Origin of the sequence: Limosilactobacillus sp., assembly GCF_051873035.1 — a bacterium.
GTDB lineage: Bacteria > Bacillota > Bacilli > Lactobacillales > Lactobacillaceae > Limosilactobacillus.
Genome location: NZ_JBJEEL010000009.1, coordinates 1 through 19,271, shown reverse-complemented (window position 1 = coordinate 19,271; position 19,271 = coordinate 1). Strand labels below are relative to the sequence as shown.

18 protein-coding genes and 1 riboswitch are annotated in these 19,271 nt (G+C 48.6%); of the genes, 17 read left to right on the top strand and 1 reads right to left on the bottom strand.

Annotation, left to right across the window (positions count from 1 at the left end):
- Nucleotides 1-121 precede the first annotated feature (121 nt).
- Nucleotides 122-322, bottom strand: coding sequence for a YjzD family protein (locus ACI31H_RS00825; RefSeq protein WP_439770103.1), 201 nt, complete (start codon nt 320-322; stop codon nt 122-124).
- A 119-nt stretch (nt 323-441) separates the two neighbouring features.
- Here ACI31H_RS00825 and dnaE point away from each other — a divergent pair, with 119 nt between their 5' ends.
- From dnaE to ACI31H_RS00740, 17 genes are all read left to right on the top strand, one after another.
- A complete protein-coding gene (gene dnaE / locus ACI31H_RS00820) occupies nt 442-3,786 on the top strand; it encodes a DNA polymerase III subunit alpha (RefSeq protein ID WP_439770102.1) in 3,345 nt (1,114 codons plus the stop codon).
- 169 nt (nt 3,787-3,955) lie between these two features.
- The gene (gene pyk, locus ACI31H_RS00815; protein WP_439770101.1) at nt 3,956-5,377 is read left to right on the top strand and encodes a pyruvate kinase; all 1,422 of its coding nucleotides are present in this window, start codon (nt 3,956-3,958) and stop codon (nt 5,375-5,377) included.
- A gap of 143 nt (nt 5,378-5,520) precedes the next feature.
- Complete coding sequence (locus ACI31H_RS00810; RefSeq protein ID WP_439770100.1) at nt 5,521-6,399, top strand: CvfB family protein; 879 nt, start codon at nt 5,521-5,523, stop codon at nt 6,397-6,399.
- A gap of 1 nt (nt 6,400) precedes the next feature.
- Entirely contained in the window at nt 6,401-7,288 is an 888-nt protein-coding gene (locus ACI31H_RS00805; protein WP_439770099.1) for a tyrosine-type recombinase/integrase, read from the top strand.
- Nucleotides 7,289-7,300: 12 nt separating this feature from the next.
- On the top strand, nt 7,301-7,660 hold the full coding sequence (locus ACI31H_RS00800; protein WP_439770098.1) for a reductase: 360 nt from the start codon (nt 7,301-7,303) through the stop codon (nt 7,658-7,660).
- The gene (locus ACI31H_RS00795; protein ID WP_439770097.1) at nt 7,650-8,432 is read left to right on the top strand and encodes a segregation and condensation protein A; all 783 of its coding nucleotides are present in this window, start codon (nt 7,650-7,652) and stop codon (nt 8,430-8,432) included. The genes ACI31H_RS00800 and ACI31H_RS00795 overlap by 11 nt, the downstream gene beginning before the upstream one ends.
- Nucleotides 8,401-9,003, top strand: a complete 603-nt coding sequence (gene scpB, locus ACI31H_RS00790) for an SMC-Scp complex subunit ScpB (RefSeq protein ID WP_439770096.1) — start codon at nt 8,401-8,403, stop codon at nt 9,001-9,003. The genes ACI31H_RS00795 and scpB overlap by 32 nt, the downstream gene beginning before the upstream one ends.
- Nucleotides 9,004-9,720 (top strand): pseudouridine synthase, encoded by a 717-nt coding sequence (locus tag ACI31H_RS00785; protein ID WP_439770095.1) that lies wholly within the window; start codon nt 9,004-9,006, stop codon nt 9,718-9,720. It begins immediately after the preceding gene.
- A 77-nt stretch (nt 9,721-9,797) separates the two neighbouring features.
- Nucleotides 9,798-9,922: riboswitch (FMN riboswitch) on the top strand.
- A gap of 119 nt (nt 9,923-10,041) precedes the next feature.
- Nucleotides 10,042-10,617, top strand: a complete 576-nt coding sequence (locus ACI31H_RS00780; RefSeq protein WP_439770094.1) for an ECF transporter S component — start codon at nt 10,042-10,044, stop codon at nt 10,615-10,617.
- A 129-nt stretch (nt 10,618-10,746) separates the two neighbouring features.
- Nucleotides 10,747-11,784 carry a helix-turn-helix domain-containing protein gene (locus tag ACI31H_RS00775; protein WP_439770093.1) on the top strand — a complete coding sequence of 346 codons (1,038 nt, stop codon included), beginning with the start codon at nt 10,747-10,749 and terminating at the stop codon, nt 11,782-11,784.
- The gene (locus ACI31H_RS00770; protein ID WP_439770092.1) at nt 11,774-13,213 is read left to right on the top strand and encodes a RecQ family ATP-dependent DNA helicase; all 1,440 of its coding nucleotides are present in this window, start codon (nt 11,774-11,776) and stop codon (nt 13,211-13,213) included. Before ACI31H_RS00775 ends, ACI31H_RS00770 begins: the two co-directional genes overlap by 11 nt.
- Before the next feature lie 80 nt (nt 13,214-13,293).
- A complete protein-coding gene (locus ACI31H_RS00765; RefSeq protein WP_439770091.1) occupies nt 13,294-13,866 on the top strand; it encodes an SAG1386/EF1546 family surface-associated protein in 573 nt (190 codons plus the stop codon).
- Nucleotides 13,867-13,887: 21 nt separating this feature from the next.
- Nucleotides 13,888-14,574 carry a (d)CMP kinase gene (gene cmk, locus ACI31H_RS00760; RefSeq protein ID WP_439770090.1) on the top strand — a complete coding sequence of 229 codons (687 nt, stop codon included), beginning with the start codon at nt 13,888-13,890 and terminating at the stop codon, nt 14,572-14,574.
- A 72-nt stretch (nt 14,575-14,646) separates the two neighbouring features.
- Entirely contained in the window at nt 14,647-15,888 is a 1,242-nt protein-coding gene (gene rpsA / locus ACI31H_RS00755) for a 30S ribosomal protein S1 (protein WP_439770089.1), read from the top strand.
- A 91-nt stretch (nt 15,889-15,979) separates the two neighbouring features.
- The gene (der, locus tag ACI31H_RS00750; protein ID WP_439770088.1) at nt 15,980-17,293 is read left to right on the top strand and encodes a ribosome biogenesis GTPase Der; all 1,314 of its coding nucleotides are present in this window, start codon (nt 15,980-15,982) and stop codon (nt 17,291-17,293) included.
- Between the two features lie 190 nt (nt 17,294-17,483).
- Nucleotides 17,484-17,759: an HU family DNA-binding protein gene (locus tag ACI31H_RS00745; RefSeq protein WP_047770053.1), complete on the top strand. Its 276-nt coding sequence runs from the start codon at nt 17,484-17,486 to the stop codon at nt 17,757-17,759.
- Between the two features lie 149 nt (nt 17,760-17,908).
- Entirely contained in the window at nt 17,909-19,171 is a 1,263-nt protein-coding gene (locus ACI31H_RS00740; protein ID WP_439770087.1) for a tetratricopeptide repeat protein, read from the top strand.
- Nucleotides 19,172-19,271 lie beyond the last annotated feature (100 nt).

Here is a 19,271-nt window from a genome sequence, read left to right as displayed (position 1 = left end):
GAGCTGCTTAAAAAGCTATTCAATTTTCTTATCAGTACTTCTTGACAAAGAGCCCTAAAAAAAGCGACCCGGGAAGTAATTCCCGGGTCACTTTTTTAGTTAGTAGTACTTTTAATAAAAGTTACTTTTGCTTTGCGGGGTCAGCCTTGCCAGTAATAGCATTAACACAGTTAACCGCGATGATGGCCATGACGGCACCAATGATTGCCATTAACTTGTAATCGGGCGTCATCCCTTCAAGTTGCGAAGTAATGTAAGTCAGCACTTCGGCGAGAATAATTCCCCATAGTGCGGCAACAATGTTTTTGGATAGCGTTCTCATTAGTTTCATCCCCTCTGTATAAATACTATTTTATCACAACTGAAAAAGAAGCAAAGGGGTAAAAGATAATCAATTCAAGAAGACATTTGTTATAATTTTGATGAAAGGAGTGACGGCAAGTGAATTATGTACCACTGGAGGTGCACAGTAGCTACAGCCTACTTAAAAGTCCCAACCGGATCGATGAACTGGTAACAACTGCTCGTCAGCGGGGCTATTCTGCATTGGCCCTAACTGATGAGAATGTGCTATACGGGGCGGTGGATTTCTATAATGCAGCTCGTCAGGCGGGAATTAAGCCATTGCTAGGTCTCCAGTTAACGGTTCAGCTGGCAGATCCTGACGGTACCCGGCTAAAGGTAACCCTGCTGGCTAAAAACCAGCAAGGTTACCAGCACCTCATGGACCTATCGACACTCCACCAGACTAGTGAGCGAACCCAACTACCGTTAAAGTGGTCGGCAATCAGTGACCAACTAGGGGGACTCTTTGTACTGGTACCGGTACAGGTTAACCTCTTGAAGTTACTCGGCCAGGATGAGTGGCTAGGACCATTGCGATCAGCAGTTGATGCCAATAGTCTTTACCTGGGGATTAACCACCGACTGGATGATGTTGAACGGGCATCGTTACAGCAGTTTTCCCAGGAAAAACGAGTACCGCTTGTCGCCAGCAGTCCGGTTGATTATTTAAACCCGACGGACCTATTTGCTACTAAGGTCCTCCAGGCGATTGGTCAGGGTGCGCAGTTGACGGACCTTACGACCCAGTCTCAGGCCCGGGGCGCAAACTATTTACCCGCTCCCCAGCAGGTGATCGCGGATTACCAGGCAACGGGTCTTGCGGATGCGGTCACGGCGACGGCGACGATTGCCCAGCGGTGTAACGTTGAACTTGAATTTAAGGACCCGGTCTTGCCACCTTTTCCAACTCCTGAGGGGGTCAGTGCGGCGGCCTACCTGCGCCAGCTTTGCTATGCCGGCTTGAAACGGCGGCCCCGAGCGGCTGGCTTTACCGCCGCTGACTACCAGCACCGATTAGACCACGAACTAAACGTCATTCACGAGATGGGCTTTGATGATTACTTCCTAATTGTTTGGGACGTAATGAATTTTGCCCACCGCCAGCAGATAACAACTGACCCGGGACGGGGGTCGGCGGCCGGCTCACTCGTGGCGTACGCGTTGGCGATTACGGAGGTTGACCCTCTCCAGTACCACCTACTATTTGAAAGGTTCTTAAACCCAGAACGGGCACAGATGCCTGATATTGACCTGGATATCCCTGATAATCGCCGGGAAGAGGTCCTCCAGTATGTCCACCAAAAATACGGACACCAGCGGGTAGCCCAGATAATTACCTTTGGTACGTTGGCCGCTAAACAGGTCCTACGAGATACCAGCCGGGTATTTAACCTTACCAAATTTGAAACGTCAACGCTTTTGGACGCCCTCCCCAAAGGAAGTCAGTTTACGCTGGCCCAAGCCGAGGCGGAGTCGCAGCGGTTGCGTAACCTGTTAAATGATCAGCCCAAAATAAGACTGTTATTTAACGTGGCCCAACGGTTAGAAGGACTACCGCGGCACTATTCGACCCACGCGGCCGGGGTGGTTTTATCTGCCCAGCCCCTTCATGAAATCGTTCCACTTCAAGCGGGGAGTGAGGGCCTGTTGATGACCCAGTTTCCCAAAGAGATTGTGGAGGCCCTGGGACTGCTTAAGATGGATTTCTTAGGCCTGCGTAATTTATCGATCATGGATAATATTATCCAGCTGGTTCGCCGACGTCAGCCCCAATTTAGTCTGGACCAGGTCAAATTAGATGACCCGGCAACGATTCGGCTTTTCCAACGTGGGCAAACGGACGGGGTCTTCCAGTTTGAATCGACCGGTATCCGGAACGTCTTGGTAAGCCTACATCCGGATAGCTTTGAAGATATTGTAGCGGTCAACGCCTTATACCGACCGGGCCCACTGGAAAATATCAGTCATTTTATCGCCCGTAAGCAGGGGCGTGAACCGGTTCGGTTGCCGGATCAGTCACTGGCCCCCATCTTAGGCCCAACTTATGGGATTCTTGTTTACCAAGAGCAGGTTATGCAACTGGCTTCCGCAATGGCTGGCTTTACACTGGGTGAGGCCGACCTGTTACGCCGGGCAATGAGTAAGAAAAAGAAACAGACAATGGAGAGCATGCGGGCCCAGTTTATGGCCGGGGCGACCAAGCAAGGGTACCGGCCCCAGTTAGCGGCTCAGGTGTTCGATTACATTGACCAGTTTGCTAACTACGGGTTTAACCGTTCGCACGCGGTGGCCTATTCAAAAATGGCCTTTGAGATGGCCTATTTAAAATGCCACTACCCCACAGAATTCTATACGGCGCTATTAAACGCCGAAACTAACCTGAGTAAGTTTCGGCAGCACATTACCACTGCCCAGAAGATGGGGGTTAAGGTTAACGGTCCCCGGATTAATATCAGTCAGGCGGACTTTATTGCTCGTGATCAACAAATCTACTTTGGCTTTGCGGCCATTAAAGGAGTGCGTCAGGACTTTGTAGCGGACCTGATTAAAGAACGTACCGCCAATGGCCCCTTTACTGACCTACGTGACTTTATCAATCGCCTCCCTAGCCGCTGGCAAAAGGAAGTGGTAATTACCCCCTTAATTTACGCGGGGGCCTTTGACGGCCTCGGCTATAACCGTGCCGAGATGGTGAATAGTCTGCCGAAGCTATTGGCCGGCGTGGAGCTAATCGGAATGCTGGCCGGCTTTGAGGATGATCCCAGTCTCCAATCAGCGATTAGTCGCCAGGCGGAGTTTCCGTTAACAACGCGACTGGCGAAGGAAAATGAGTATCTGGGGGTCTACCTTTCCGGCCACCCGGTTAGCCAGTATCAGCGCTTAGCTACCCGGTTAGCCGCGACGTCAGTGGCTAACCTTACTCCAGGACAGACGGTTACCTTGATCCTGCTTATCAACCGGGTTAAGACAATCCACACGAAAAAGGATCACCGACCAATGGCCTTCGTGACCGGATCAGATGAAAGCGGGCTGGTTGATGTAACCGTCTTTCCAAAACAATACCAGCAATACCAAAACTTATTAACCCGTAGTACAATTGTCGTCGTGACGGGAAAAGTGGAGCAGCGGTCCGGCCATGGGCAGCAGGTAATTGCCCGGTCAATTCGTGCGGCCCAGCAGTTGCAAAAACAGCTTATCCCGGCGGAACGGTGGGTATTACGAATCCCACCACAGCTTGATCAACCAGCGACGACTGGTCGCCTGCACCAGGTAATGCAAAACCACCGTGGGGCGATCCCGGTCCTACTTTATTATCCCCAAACGGATACCAAGCTATTGGAACCCCGGCGGCGGTGGATGAATAGTCAGCCAGCTGCTCAGGCGGAACTTACGGAAATTTTAGGGGCAGAGAATGTTGTTTTACAACGACTGAAAAATTAAAGCTCTATTAGAATCAAAAATAATTTAACGATGATAGCGTTTTCTTGTGAACTTTATTATTAAAAATACAGACACCAATTTTGAAAAGTGCTATTATACAAGTGTGCAAATGAGGGATGCAAAAAGGCAGACCGCAGTTGATGCATAAATGCAAAGGAGAGATTCATTTATGAAGAAAACCAAGATTGTAAGTACGCTTGGTCCTGCAAGTACTGATGTCGACACGATCGTTAAGTTGATTCAAGCGGGCGCAAATGTTTTCCGCTTCAACTTCTCACACGGTGACCACCCAGAACACTTGGGTCGGATGCAAAACGTTAAGAAGGCCGAAGAAATCACTGGTAAGCACGTTGGTATCATGCTTGATACTAAGGGTGCTGAAATTCGGACGACTGTTCAAAAGGAAGGTAAGATCGAATACAACATCGGTGATGAAGTACGTATTTCAATGGATGCTTCCATCGAAGGTACTCATGACAAGATTGCTGTTACCTACCCAGGTCTGTACGATGACACCCATGTTGGTGGTCATGTCCTCTTCGATGATGGTCTGATTGACATGCAAATCGAAGAAAAGGATGACGCTAACAAGGAACTGGTCTGCAAGGTTTTGAACCACGGTGTGCTGGGCTCCCGGAAGGGTGTTAACGCTCCTGGTGTTTCAATCAACCTGCCAGGGATCACTGAAAAGGACTCCAGCGACATTCGCTTTGGTCTGGACAACAAGATCAACTTCATCTCTGCATCCTTCGTTCGGAAGCCAGAAGACGTTGAAGATATTCGGGCCCTTCTTAAGGAAAAGAACATGGAAGACGTTCAAATCTTCCCAAAGATTGAATCTCAAGAAGGTATCGACAACTTTGAAGCCATCATCGAAGTTTCTGATGGTTTGATGGTTCCTCGTGGTGACATGGGTGTTGAAATCCCTGCTGAAAATGTGCCAATCGTTCAAAAGCACATGATCAAGCGTTGTAACGAATTGGGCAAGCCAGTGATCACTGCTACCCAAATGCTGGACTCCATGCAAGAAAACCCACGTCCAACCCGTGCCGAAGTATCTGACGTTGCTAACGCTGTCTTTGACGGTACTGACGCAACGATGCTTTCTGGTGAAAGTGCCAACGGTGACTACCCTGTAGAATCAGTTGCTATGATGAACGCAATTGACATCAAGGCTGAAAACCACCTTTGGGAATTCGGTACTGAAACCTTTGATTGGGACAAGTCCGACGTAACTGAAACCATCGGTTCTGCTGTTGCCAACGCTGCTAAGGACATGGATATCCACACCATCGTTGCTTACACCGCTTCTGGCTACACTGCTAAGATGATTTCCAAGTACCGTCCAAACGCTGACATCGTTGCCCTTACGCCAAACGAACGGGTAGAACGCGGCCTGATGATCAACTGGGGTGTTCAACCATACGTCGTTGACGAAATGAAGGACACTGATAAGATGTTCGACTTAGCTGCCAAGAAGGCCGTTGACCTTGGCTTTGCTAAGAAGGGTGACAAGATCATCATCGTTGCTGGTGTTCCTTTGGGTGTACCAGGTGCAACTAACATGATGCGTGTTAAGACGATTGACTAATTTAATCGTTCTTGATTAAGTTCAAAAAAGAGCTAGATTTATTCTGGCTCTTTTTTCTTATCGCTTAATGACGATGCTGGTCAAACCTTTTGATGCCGTGTAGAATAATAGGCAGTATTATTTTTAAGAAAATGGGGTACAATATGAATTCAGCATTAGGTAAAGTCGTTACGGCAGTAATGATTGATGAAAATGAACAGGATTATTTTGTCCAGCCAGACCGCAATGGTCAAACCTATCGCTTACCAAAAGTGGAAAGCCCACAAGTACTACATATCGGTGGGCAGGTACGGGGATTTGTATACGAAAATGAAAACCACCAGCTGCAGATGACCTGTGCCCACATTCCAACGGTTCAAGTTGACCATTACGATTATGGTACCGTGGTCAGCGTCCGCCGGGACCTCGGAGTATTTGTTGACATTGGCTTACCGAATAAGGATATTGTGGTGTCCTTAGATGATTTACCGGAGCTTAAGCACTTGTGGCCACAACCAGGGGACCGGCTATTACTATCCCTAACGGTTGATGATAAGGACCGGATTTGGGGTAAGCTCGCTGATGATGCAATTTATCAAACCATCACTTCCGCCCCGTCGAAGCGCGAATTGAACAAGAACCTCATGGCGACGGTTTACCGTTTAAAATTGAACGGGACGCATGTGATCACGGATAACTACGAACTCGGGTTTATCCACCCTAGTGAACGTGACCAGGAGCCACGTTTGGGACAACGAGTTCGGGCGCGGGTAATCGGCCTGTCCTCACACGGTAGCTTGAACCTCTCCCTTAAGCCCCGGGCCTACCAGGCAATTGGCGATGACGCCGCAATGATCCTAACGATGCTTAAACATGACCTAAACCACCGCCTTCCTTACACTGATAAGTCTGACCCCCAGGTTATTCGGGAGGTCTTTGGTATTAGTAAGGGACAGTTTAAACGGGCGGTTGGTCACCTGCTAAAAGAACGGTTAGTTAAAGAAGAAGGCGGCCAGCTAATCTTAATCGGTGAGGAAGGGTAATATGGAGACGGCCGTTACTGACTATTTAGCATACCTGGCACGTGACCAGGGTCGTTCGGCGAATACGGTGGCTAGTTACCGCCGCGACCTCAAGCGGGCACGAGCTTTTTTTAAGCAGCAGGGGGTTGATGACTGGGAAGCAGTTGACCAGTATATGGTTTTGAACCTAGTGGCTAGTCAGCGCCAGGCCGGCCGGTCAACGGCAACCATCAACCGTCTATTGTCAGTCTTGCGCCAGTTCTACCACTACCTGATCCGCCACCACCAGGTTCAAGTTAATCCCATGGAACTAGTGGATAATGAACAGCCGTCAGCCCGGAAGCAGCCGGTTATTTTAACGGAAGAAGAGGTTCACCGTTTATTAACGACTCCAGCGGCAGGTGACCGGTTGGCCAATCGTGATTACGCACTGATGTCGTTAATGGCCGCTACTGGAATGCGGGTAAGTGAGGTCGTAAACCTGCAGCTAGCAGACCTCCACCTGGATATCAAAATGGTACGGTTAGGCAATGGCAGTAAGCGGGAACGCTTAGTACCAGTCAGTACAGCAGCGGTGGCGGCCTTAAACCACTATTTAACTGCTGTTCGTCCCCAGTTAGCAGCGAACGGGGAACAGGCCGTCTTTGTGAATGCCCATGGACATAGCCTAAGCCGGCAGGGAATTTGGAAAAACCTTAAGGGCCGGGTGACGGCGGCGGGGATTACTAAGGCGGTCACTCCCCAAACCCTTCGCTATTCCTTTGCGGTTCACCTGTTACGAAATGGTGCCGATAGCCGACTGCTACAGGAAATGCTTGGCTACAGTGAAATGCGGATGTTGCAGCCATACTTAAAGATGTCGGTTAAAGAGCTAAGCTTGAATTACCAACAACATCAACCATGGAAGTAAGGAGTGAAGTGCGTGTTAGTTCGGTATCGAAAAGACTATCAAAAAATTGCGATGGGCCTGCTATCACTAGTACCAGAATTACGCAATTATAACCGCTTTAATGAGGAACTAACGGCGGCGTTGGCAAATGATTATCCCATTTACCTTTGGAAAGACCAGGAGGATAACCACTTCATTGCCGTCGCAATTGTCGAAGAAGGGGAGTACTCTTTACTCTTACGCCGGATTTCGTTTACGCCCAGTGAACGTTCGGGGCGCAATGTATTTGACCTGTTGACCGCTCTTCAGGAACGTTATCCGGGAAAGCGCCTGATGGGGACCCTGCGCAACCAGCCACTAATTACTACTTGGGAGCGGTACCATGAGCGATAAACCACTGACCAACTACCCTTATCAACCAACTATTAAAATCGAAGACTTTGAAGGCCCCCTGGACCTGCTACTACACCTTATTCGGGAAAATAAGATGAACATTTATGACATTAAAATGGTGCCGATTACCAGTCAGTACCTCGACTTCTTACGTCAGCAGCAGGCCCACCAGTTAGAGGTGGCCGGTGATTACTTTGTAATGGCGGCAACGCTGATGAACATTAAAAGTCAGATGCTGCTTCCCCAGACCGAACCGGCGGATGAGGAGCCGGTGGCGGAAGATGATCCCCGTGCCGAGTTGGTAGAGCAACTCCTAGAGTACCAGCGCTATAAGCGAGCGGCTGACCAGTTAAAGGATAAGGAAGAGTACCGTCGCCAGGAATATACCCGGCCAGCAATGCATGTTCCGCGGGAATTAGTTAGTACGCAGGTCGCCCCCGGGGTAACGATTGACCAGCTCCAGGCGGCCTTTAAACGGGTCCTGATCAACCACCGCTTAACCCAACCGGTGGTTGAAACGGTGGCGGCCGAACGAATTAGCGTAGTGGAACGGATGGCGACAATTGTTAAGCGGGTTAAACAACGCCCCACCGCGTTTACCAGCCTTTTTGCGGATGATAGTAGCCGGGAACAATTGGTAACGACCTTTTTAGCAATTCTTGAATTAAGTAAACACCGGCGAATTATTCTTAACCAGGCAGCATTGTTTGGACCAATTATTTTAGTGGAGGGACCACAGATTGACGAAGACGACCAATCAAGCACGGATTGAAGCCCTGTTATTTATTAGTGGGGATGAGGGGATCAGCCTCGGTGCTTTGGCTAAAATCACCGGCTTTATGAAACCGGCATTGCGAAAAATTCTTGATGACCTAGCCCAAAAGTATCAGGCGGATGCCGACTCGGCATTAGTCTTGCTACAAAGTGACGAGACTTATCGACTGGCCACGAAGGCGAGCCTGGCCCCCATAATTAAGCGCTATTTTGAGGTGCCGTTGACCGTTCCCTTGACCACGGCACTATTAGAAACACTGGCCATCATCGCTTATCGCCAGCCGATTACGCGTTTGGAGATTGATAATATTCGGGGCGTGCAAAGTTCCGGAGCAATTCAAAAACTAATGGTACGGGGGCTAGTCGATACAAAGGGGCGGTTGGATGCCCCCGGTCGGCCATTTTTGTATGTAACGACGACCAACTTCCTGGATTACTTTGGCTTAACGTCATTAGCAGCGCTGCCGCCGCTTCCGGAAGAAAAAGACTTAGATGAAGATAACCTTAGCGGAGACCTTTTCTTAGCGGCTCTGCAATCACGAAATCAACAGCAGGGGGATGAAAAATAAATGGAACGATTACAAAAAGTAATGGCTGAAGCCGGCGTGGCCTCACGCCGGGCTTCGGAAAAGTTAATTGCGGCTGGTTACGTCACGGTTAACGGGCAAACGGTCACCACTTTGGGAACTAAGGTTAGTGCTCAAGACAAGGTAGAAGTCGACGGTGTCCCACTTCACCGCGAGAAGGCGGTTTACTATTTGCTAAACAAGCCCCGGGGAGTAATCTCCAGTGCCCATGATGAAAAGGGGCGCCGCACGGTGGTGGATATCCTAAGGGATGATGAAATCCAGGAGCGGGTTTACCCGGTGGGCCGGCTAGACTATGATACAACGGGAATCTTGTTGTTAACGAATGATGGGGACCTTGCTAATAAGTTAATGCATCCTAAGTATGAGGTTGCTAAGACCTATATCGCCAAGGTGAAAGGGCTAGTCAGCAATGATGACCTCAAACAGCTCCGGTTAGGAGTAAAAATTGATGGTCGGCGGACCAAACCAGCCAAAAGTCGATTGAAGGAAACTGACCGGGTTAAAAAGACTAGTATTGTCCAATTGACGATCCATGAGGGACACTACCACCAGGTTAAACGGATGTTTGAGGCGGTGGGCCACCCGGTAATTAAGCTCCACCGAGAGACGTACGGTCCCCTTAATCTGCAAGGACTTCAACCCGGTGAATTTCGCGAATTAAAGCCGGAGGAAGTTCGGCAGTTGAAGCAGCACTAACTGCTGATGATTAATAGTTGTGACCGGACATAAACGATGTTAAAATAGAACTTGTAAAAGTTTACACAATATTAATCGTTTGTCTTCAAGGCGTGGTGTAATTCCCGACCGGCGGTGACAGTCCGCAACCTGCTATTAAGTTAGCAGCCGACCTGGTGAAATCCCAGGGCCGACAGTATAGTCTGGTATAAAGAAGATTCCTGTATTAAATACACTTCTAAAATAAGTGGCGTTGCTGACAAACATCTGCTTAGTCGGCAACGCCTTTTTTAGTACGGGGAGGCCCAAATGAAGACAATCTCAAACTGGAGGTTGTTTAAAATGACGATGTCACATCAACGAATTCAACGCCTGGTGGGGGTAGCATGTTTAGGGGCCCTGGCTTTTATTTTAATGCTGTTTGAATTCCCCATTATCCCGGTTGCGACGTATTTAAAGATCGACTTTTCCGATATCCCAGTCCTCCTCGGGGGGTACATTTATGGCCCCTGGTCGGGGATTGTCGTGGCAGTAATTAAGTGTTTGCTGCACGCGATGGTGAACGGCTTTTCGATTGGTGATTTAATCGGGGTCATGAGTGATTTCATTTCATCGCTGGCGTTGTTGTTGCCGTTTTGTTATGTATGGCGTCACCGGGACTGGTCATTTAAAAAGCAAAACCTCCTGGCAATTCCATTAGCAACGGTAACGTTAACGGTTGTAATGTCCCTGCTTAACCTCTGGGTACTGACGCCACTGTATATGTCCGTTTGGCATTGGCAATCATCAATGCCGGTGGCGCAACTAGTTGCGTTGGGGGTCTTACCGTTTAACCTGATCAAGGGAATTATAGTAACCAGTGTTTTTGTACTAATCGCTAGTCGTTTGCAACAGTGGTTAGCACGTCATCGTCTCTGATACTAACGTTATATTTAAGGGTCCAGGCAACCGTGGCTGGACCCTTATTGTGTTTAATGAATTTTTTCGTGCCTAAGGGCGGCCTTTAGCGTACTATAAAGTAGTGGAAAGTGAAGGAGGGGGTTAATCGTGAATACTTATTGGTTGCGACTGTGCAGTTACCAGCAGCCCCGCCGGGTACGGGTGATTGAAAACCTCCTTACCAACCGTCGTACGGTGGCCAACCTGTTTTGGGCCCAGCAATACGGCTTGTTGCAATGGCTCGGCGCCCGTCGCACGGCCCAGCAGGATCAACTAGATGCCGAATTACAAACACTCCAGCGGGCAGGGTTATTACTGGTTGATGACCAGGGACAGGTTAAACTGACCGCGACCGGAGTGAGCTATCAAGAACAACACCCCGACCAGTACCAACCCCACTTTTACGACTGGTACTGGTTGGCCAATACCCGCCGGGTGCAGTACCGCTTTTTGTTAGCCTGTCAGGTAGTATCGGAATTGGCCTACCATAATCACCGGTATGTACCGTTGACCATCCCGCTGATTGACCAGGAGGCGGTCCGGGGATGGTTTCACCATTACTATTCTCCCGCCTTCGTTCAGCAGATTTATGCCGAACTCCACCTGCTGATAGGTAGCCTGGAAAGCGAGGAGGGTATTTTAGCACCGGCACTGGTAAACCTGCTAATTGGACACGGGCAGTCGGGATGGACACTGGATCAACTCAGCCAGCACCTTAAACTAGCGATTAGTGACACGCTCGTCTTGGAGCATGATTTATTTTTAGCGGTAAGTGCTTTTAGTAAGCAGACGACGGGACCAATAGCCCACCTGATTAAGCCGCTCCTTGCTACGTCACCGCTATCGTCAAGCAGCCAGGAAACCCTCCAAATGTTCAATCATGGTGTTGACTTGGTAACAATTGCTGACCGTCGCCGGTTAAGGTTGAGTACCGTTCGGGAACACCTTTTAACGGCCGCAATCTTGCTTCCCCAGGGGCTAGATTGGTCGCGGCTATTACCTAAAGCGTCGCGTCAATTTCTAGAACAGCACTATACTGGTGAGGTAACTGCCTGGCGGTTCCATCCTTGGGCCACTGATAGCAACCAGGACTTCTTTTACTTTCGGCTTTACCAAATCATTCAAGGAAGGCGCCATGATGGATGAAACACAACTCTATAATGCGTTAAACAAGTACTTTGGCTTTACCAAATTTCGGGATGGTCAGCTGGCGACGGTTAAGGCTCTTTTAACGGGGCACAATACCCTAGCAGTTTTACCTACCGGGGGTGGTAAATCATTGCTCTACCAGTTACCGGCCTACTTACTTCCCGGAGCGGTACTGGTGGTTTCACCCTTAATTTCACTGATGCAAGACCAGGTTGACCGGCTCCATCGTAATGGTGAAAAGCGGGTTCTGATGTTAAGCGGCCGGGGGCAGGGCCCTGCCTGGCAACTTCAGCTCCGCCGGCTAGCGGGCGCTAAATTTATTTTTGCCTCGCCGGAACTGCTCGCTAATCCGGCGGTAATTAGGGCCCTACAGGCAATTCGGCTCAGTTTGTTAACCATTGATGAGGCCCACTGTATCTCACAGTGGGGCCCCGATTTTCGTCCGGAGTACCTCCTGTTAAAGCAGCTCCGCCAGCAACTAGATACCCCCTTGACCCTCTTATTAACGGCCACGGCAACGCCGCGGGTACGACAGGATATTTTGGCCAAGGTAGGGCTAGCGGCAAATGAGGTCACGGTTGTCCGGCGGTCGGTAAACCGGCCTAACCTCTTTTTAGCAGTCCAGGAACTGGCCAATGACGGTGATAAGCGGGCGGCCCTTTTAAAACTGGTGACCCGCTTGCCAGGAGCGGGGATTATTTACTTTGCTAGTCGGCGGTTAGCGACGGATATGGCAGAATGGTTACGGGAAAATAGCTCGTTAAAAGTGGCGGCATATCATGCTGGAATGTCACCGGCAGACCGTTTTCGCGTCCAGCAGCAGTTTATGGATGAGCAATTACAGCTAGTTTGTGCGACCAGTGCCTTTGGGATGGGAATCGATAAGGCCAACATCCGTTTTGTTGTCCACTACCACCTTCCGACAAACTTGGAGGGGTATGTTCAAGAAATCGGGCGGGCGGGCCGTGATGGTAAACAAAGTGTGGCGGTGATGCTCTATTGCCCTGGGGATGAACAATTGGCCCGGCAGCTAACCCAGGTAGACTTCCCCTCGGCCGAACGGTTTAACCGGGTTCAGGCGGGGAAACTGCCGGTTCAAGCACTGGGAGAAAATTATGAACTATTTGACTTCTATCGTCAGCACCATTACCAGTACGCGCAGTTAAAGAATATTTTCAAACAACGGCGGCGGCAGGCTGATTGGCAGCTCCGGCAGGTGCAGGCGTATCTTACACTCACCACTTGTCGGCGCCGGTTTATTCTGGACTATTTTGGTGAATCAGCCATTGAGCAAACTCACTGCTGTGATATTGATGAGCCAACCTGGTTAACAGCACCGTTATTGCCGCTCCGGCAGGCAGTTGAGGCGGCACCTAGACCTGTCCATTGGGACAAGCAACTGCGCAATTTGTTAAATCTTGCTTAAGAATAATCACATCTAGACAAGCAGTAAAATTGTGCGCTACAATCAAAATGTTAACTTTAGAAACGAGGGGAGGTTAAGCCGTGAGTGAGAAGCGTGAAGAAACTCGCCAACAAAATGATGAGTTGTGGGATAAGAAGTTCACTGATACCGAAGACTTCGATAGTACGGGTCATCTTTCCAGGACAGAACGGCGGAAACAAGAAACGCATAGCTCAACCATTACCACCGTTTTAATTGTGCTGATTATTGTACTAGCGGCAACACCGCTGGTCTACTGGATTAATAACAAGCAGTCGTTTAACCATCCGGTACGGACAGAACAAACGGCGTCAGTGAGTAGTAAGAAAAGATCAGCCCATCGGGTAACCAGTACTAGTCATCGTCATTCAACAACCAGTAGTCAGAAGCGGACCAGTAGTTCGCTTAGTAACAGCTATTCGACGGCGACCAGTTCGAGCGTCAAGCAAAATCAAATGACGGTTAGTAGTAGCCAGGTCAGTCGGGTCAACCATCAGTACGCAACGGTCCAGCGAGGTGATAGTCTCGCCCGGGTTGCGGCCAGAAATGGGATGACCGTGCAGGAACTAGCCCGGCTTAATAACATGACAGTTAATTCACCAATTCACCCGGGTCAACAGATCCGGGTACGTTAGATTAGGGAGTGGAATTAGAATATGGAAAACGGAATCCAAGTCGCAATTGATGGTCCAGCATCAGCCGGCAAGAGTACGGTCGCCAAGTTGGTTGCCAAACGGTTCCAGTATGTTTACTGTGATACGGGAGCAATGTACCGGGTTGTTACCCTAGCAGCTCTGCAAAAGGGAATCGCCATGGAAGATACCGATCAAATTAGTCGCCTGGCTGGTCAAATTAAGATTAGTTTTGCGCCAGGTGATCCGGAACAAAAGGTCTTCTTGGATGGTCATGAAGTAACGACCGCAATTCGGCAGGCCCAGATTGACCAAAACGTTTCTGCGGTGGCAGCTATTCCGGCAGTCCGCCAGGAAATGACCAACCAGCAGCGCCAAATTGCTAGTCATGGTGGGATCGTAATGGATGGTCGTGATATCGGTACGACGGTTCTTCCCGATGCACCGGTTAAGATTTTTATGGTTGCGACCGCCTATGAACGAGCCCGGCGGCGCTACGTTGAAAATAAGGCGAAGGGGATTGAAACGGCCTCGTTAAGCGAATTACAAAAGGAAATTGAACTCCGGGACCAAAAGGATTCGTCACGGAAGGTATCACCGTTAACCCAGGCACCGGACGCCATTCGGCTAGATACAACCGATTTGACGATTGACCAGGTTGTTGACCGGATTTCAGCAATCATCAAAAAAACTCTGAATGAATTGGGTTAAACACTGGAAAAGCAGTAAATTTTCTAGTAGAATAATAGCCAGAGTTGATTGTTGCAAGGAGGATTTTTTTTAATGGCTGAAAACAACGAAAACAAGAACGATATGTTAAAAGCACTTGATAGCATCGAAACTGTAAAGGTGGGCGATGTTGTTAAGGGTGAAGTATTGGCAATCGATGATGATCGCCAAGCTATCGTTGGTATTAAAGATGCAGGGGTTGAAGGTGTCGTCCCTGCTAAGGAATTATCAACCAAGCCAGTTGAAGACATCAATGATGCAGTTAAAGTAGGTGACGAATTAGACTTAGTTGTCATCTCCAAGATTGGTAACGATAAGGAAAATGGTAGTTACTTACTTTCTCACCGTCGTCTTGAAGCCCGGAAGGTCTGGGATGACATCCAAAAGAAGTTTGACGATGGCGAAACCATCACTGCCAAGGTAACCCAAGCAGTTAAGGGTGGTTTAGTTGTTGATGCTGGAGTACGTGGCTTTGTTCCTGCTTCAATGATCACCGACCATTACGTTGAAGACTTGAACCAATTCAAGGGTCAAGAACTTGAATTCAAGATTATCGAAATCGAGCCAAGCGAAAACCGTCTGATCCTTTCCCACAAGGAAATTGTTAAGGCACAACACGAAGAAGCTGCTAAGAAGATCTTTGCTGAATTATCAGCCGGTGACGTGGTTGAAGGTAAGGTTGCCCGGATGACTAACTTCGGTGCCTTTATCGACCTCGGTGGTGTTGATGGTTTGGTTCACGTTTCTGAAATTTCATACGATCACGTTGACAAGCCTTCAGATGTTTTATCTGCTGGTCAAGAAGTTAAGGTTAAGGTTTTGAGTGTTGATCCAGAACGTGAACGGATTTCACTTTCAATCAAGCAAACCCTTCCTGGACCATGGGATGACATCGAAGAAAAGGCTCCTGCTGGTTCTGTATTGACGGGGACTGTTAAGCGTTTGACGAGCTTTGGTGCCTTCGTTGAAGTCTTCCCTGGTGTTGAAGGTTTGGTTCACATTTCCCAAATCTCTCACAAGCACATCGCAACTCCTGCTGATGTTTTGACTCCAGGTCAAGAAGTTAAGGTTAAGGTTTTGAATGTTGACCCAGAACGTCAACGTCTTGGCCTTTCCATGAAGGCTCTTGAAGAACGTCCAAAGGGTGAAGACAATGATAACGGTGAAAACTACCGTGGTCGTCGTCGTTCCCGTCGGAACAACAACCGGAACGCAATGAACAACGCTCCGGAAGAAGAATCTGGTTTCTCAATGGGTGACTTGATCGGTGACCAACTGAAGAATCTGAAGAACTAGTTTCTTCATAACTTAACTTAAAAATAATGCAAAGAGGAAGTGGCACGGTTCGTGGTTACTTCCTTTTTATTCTTTGAAGGAAGGTGAAAGAATGGCAAATCCGGTTGTAGCAATTGTTGGCCGGCCCAACGTTGGTAAGTCAACCCTCTTTAACCGTATCGCTGGCCAACGAATTTCAATTGTTGAAGATACTCCCGGAGTAACGCGGGATCGGATTTACGCACATGGAGAATGGCTTGGTAAGCACTTTAACTTAATTGATACCGGTGGAATTGAGCTGTCGGACCAACCGCTACTAACCCAGATCCGTCAACAGGCTGAAATTGCGATTGATGAGGCGGATGTGATTGTCTTAGTAGTTGATATCGAGAGCGGGATTACCGATGCCGATGAACAGGTTGCCCGGATACTATACCGTTCCAATAAACCAGTAGTTTTGGCGGTTAATAAGGTTGATAATCCGGAACGACGTAGTGATATCTATGACTTCTATGCTCTCGGCCTCGGGGAACCATACCCGGTTTCCAGTGTGCATGGTGTGGGCCTCGGGGACCTGTTAGATGCGGTAATTCATAACTTCCCTGATAATGCCGCTAATGAGACCGATGATAGTATTCGCTTTAGTCTGATTGGCCGGCCCAACGTCGGTAAGTCTTCAATGGTTAATGCCATCCTGGGAGAAAACCGGGTCATTGTTTCCAATCAGGCCGGTACTACTCGGGACGCTATTAATACCCGCTTCCGGTCGGCTGATGGTCAAGAATTTACAATGATCGATACAGCAGGGATCCGCAAACAGGGTAAGATCTATGAGAATACGGAGCGCTACGCTTTAATGCGGGCCATGCGGGCCATTGATGATAGTAATGTCGTCTTGGTTGTCCTTAATGCCGAAGAGGGGATCCGTGAACTGGATAAACACATCGCTGGTTATGCCCATGAAGCCGGCTGTGGGGTAATTATCGTCGTTAATAAGTGGGATACGATTGAAAACCGTGATCACCGTACGATGACGGACTTTACCAACCTGATTCGGCACGAGTTCCAATACCTCAGCTATGCACCGATTATTTTTGTCTCGGCCAAGACCAAGCAACGGTTAAATAAGCTTCCGGAAATGATTGAAGAGGTCAATGCCCACCATGAACGGCGGATTAAGTCGTCCGTGCTGAATAACGTGATTATGGACGCCATTGCGGCGAACCCTACTCCGACCCAAAATGGGAAACGGTTGCGGATCTTTTACGCGACCCAGGTGGCGACGGCACCACCAACCTTTGTGGTGTTCGTTAATGATCCAGAATTGATGCACTTTTCTTATGAGCGTTACCTAGAAAACCAGATCCGACAGGCCTTTGACTTTAGTGGGACCCCCCTTCATTTAATCAAACGACAACGTCAATAGGGAAAACCCTAAAAAAGCTTAAAAAAGGGGAGAAATCTTGCTAGAACCGCTTGCCAGTAGGGTTTCACTATGCTAACCTTAAGAATGAAATGATACGAACTCCTCGTAATTATTTCGTTAATTTTGGACCACTCAAAATTAACATTGAGCGTTAGCGTCTCGGACGCTAATTGTTGGAGGTGAAAATAAAATGGCAAACAAGGCAGAATTAGTAAGCAATGTTGCTGCTGCAACTGGCTTGACCAAGAAGGATGCTACTGCTGCTGTTGACGCTGTCTTCAGTTCAATTCAAGCATCATTGGCCAAGGGGGAAAAGGTTCAATTGATCGGCTTCGGTAACTTCGAAGTACGTCAACGTGCTGCACGTAAGGGCCGTAACCCACAAACTGGACAAGAAATCCAAATTCCTGCAAGCAAGGTACCAGCATTTAAGCCTGGTAAAGCTTTGAAGGATGCTGTTAAGTAATTAACAGTCCTAAATAAAATAGGGCGAGAAGGATTTTCCTTCTCGCCCTATTTTTAGTGGACTGGTATAATGAAGCGTTCCCTTACTGTAACCCTGAGCGGTTATGGTATAGTAAACCTAGTTAAAATGTAACGAGGAGGAATTTATAAGTGACCTATTCTGAAAAAATGATTGACCAACTGCAAGCTGGCCAGTTAGCTGATGCCCGGGGAAGTTTCCGCCAGGCCCTTGCTAATGATGATGACGACATGCTCTTTAGTTTAGGTGAAGAGCTGTATGGGATGGGCTTTTTAACACAGGCTCGCCGGGTTTACCTTACCCTTTTACAACGTTATCCCGACGAAGACGAATTGCGAACCAACCTCGCGACAATCGCAATCGATGAGGGCCATAATGACGAGGCCTTATCATATTTGGCCCAGGTAAAACCTGACTCACCAGCCTACCTCGAATCATTACTAGTAGCAGCGGACCTTTATCAGACCGAAGAGGACTTTGAAATTACGGAGCAGAAACTCCAAGAAGCTTACCAACTGGCGCCGGATGAGCCGGCCGTTGAGTTTGCGCTCGGTGAATTCTATTTCCTAGTGGGTCGTTTTGATGAGGCCATCAATTACTACTTCGACCTGATTAAACATGGTTATACCGACTTTGCTAAGGTCGATATTGCGGGCCGCCTGGGGATGTGCTATGCGCAGAGCGGGCAGTTTAAACAAGCCCTTGGTTACCTCCAGCAGGTTAAGCCGGACTACCAGACTAGTGATATTCGCTTCCAAACGGGCCTGACGGAGCTGCATTTGGGACAGCTAACCGCTGCGATTAAGGACCTCCAGAATTTGATTAAGGATGATCCGCAGTATGCCTCGGCCTATCCGGCACTAGCACAGGCACTGTCTAAACAGAATAAGTACCAACAAGCTCTCCAGACCGTTCAAGAGGGGTTAGGAGTAGACCAGTACAACGAGCACCTTTACGCCCAGGCGGCTGAAATTGTCAGTCACTTAGGAAATGCCAAGTTAATGCGTAAGTACTTAACAAGGGCCCATGAGCTAGCTCCAGATAACCTAACGATCACCCTGCAGTTTAGTAACTTTTTACTCCACCAGCATGCCGACCAGGAAAATGTTGACCTACTCTTACCGCTGGTGAAGGAAGACGAGGTTGATCCCCAGATCTATTGGAATCTAGCGCGGTCTTACCAACGGTTGGAAAACTTAGAACTAGCTGGGAAGTATTACCAGGCAGCAACCCCTACCTATCAGGATAATCCTACCTTTTTAAAGGAATTAGCAATCTTTTACCAAGAAACCGGTCAACGAGAAAAACTACTACCAGTACTCCGTTCCTATCTGGCGTTGGAACCGACTGACACGGAGATGCAAGATCTACTGGATGAATATGAAGAGTTTTAGTTATAAATAAGCGGGATAAAGGCCAGCATGGTCCTTATCCCGTTTATTATTAATGTCTTTAGACCTAGTTGAGTGCGCGAGCAGAGCGAGTGCACGAAAC

Bases quoted from the DNA above. Each gene is read 5' to 3' on its own strand.
- ACI31H_RS00825 (WP_439770103.1), bottom strand. From the start codon at position 322: ATGAGAACGCTATCCAAAAACATTGTTGCCGCACTATGGGGAATTATT.
- pyk (WP_439770101.1), top strand. From the start codon at position 3,956: ATGAAGAAAACCAAGATTGTAAGTACGCTTGGTCCTGCAAGTACTGAT.
- ACI31H_RS00810 (WP_439770100.1), top strand. From the start codon at position 5,521: ATGAATTCAGCATTAGGTAAAGTCGTTACGGCAGTAATGATTGATGAA.
- ACI31H_RS00805 (WP_439770099.1), top strand. From the start codon at position 6,401: ATGGAGACGGCCGTTACTGACTATTTAGCATACCTGGCACGTGACCAG.
- ACI31H_RS00795 (WP_439770097.1), top strand. From the start codon at position 7,650: ATGAGCGATAAACCACTGACCAACTACCCTTATCAACCAACTATTAAA.
- ACI31H_RS00785 (WP_439770095.1), top strand. From the start codon at position 9,004: ATGGAACGATTACAAAAAGTAATGGCTGAAGCCGGCGTGGCCTCACGC.
- ACI31H_RS00780 (WP_439770094.1), top strand. From the start codon at position 10,042: ATGACGATGTCACATCAACGAATTCAACGCCTGGTGGGGGTAGCATGT.
- ACI31H_RS00770 (WP_439770092.1), top strand. From the start codon at position 11,774: ATGATGGATGAAACACAACTCTATAATGCGTTAAACAAGTACTTTGGC.
- cmk (WP_439770090.1), top strand. From the start codon at position 13,888: ATGGAAAACGGAATCCAAGTCGCAATTGATGGTCCAGCATCAGCCGGC.
- rpsA (WP_439770089.1), top strand. From the start codon at position 14,647: ATGGCTGAAAACAACGAAAACAAGAACGATATGTTAAAAGCACTTGAT.
- der (WP_439770088.1), top strand. From the start codon at position 15,980: ATGGCAAATCCGGTTGTAGCAATTGTTGGCCGGCCCAACGTTGGTAAG.
- ACI31H_RS00745 (WP_047770053.1), top strand. From the start codon at position 17,484: ATGGCAAACAAGGCAGAATTAGTAAGCAATGTTGCTGCTGCAACTGGC.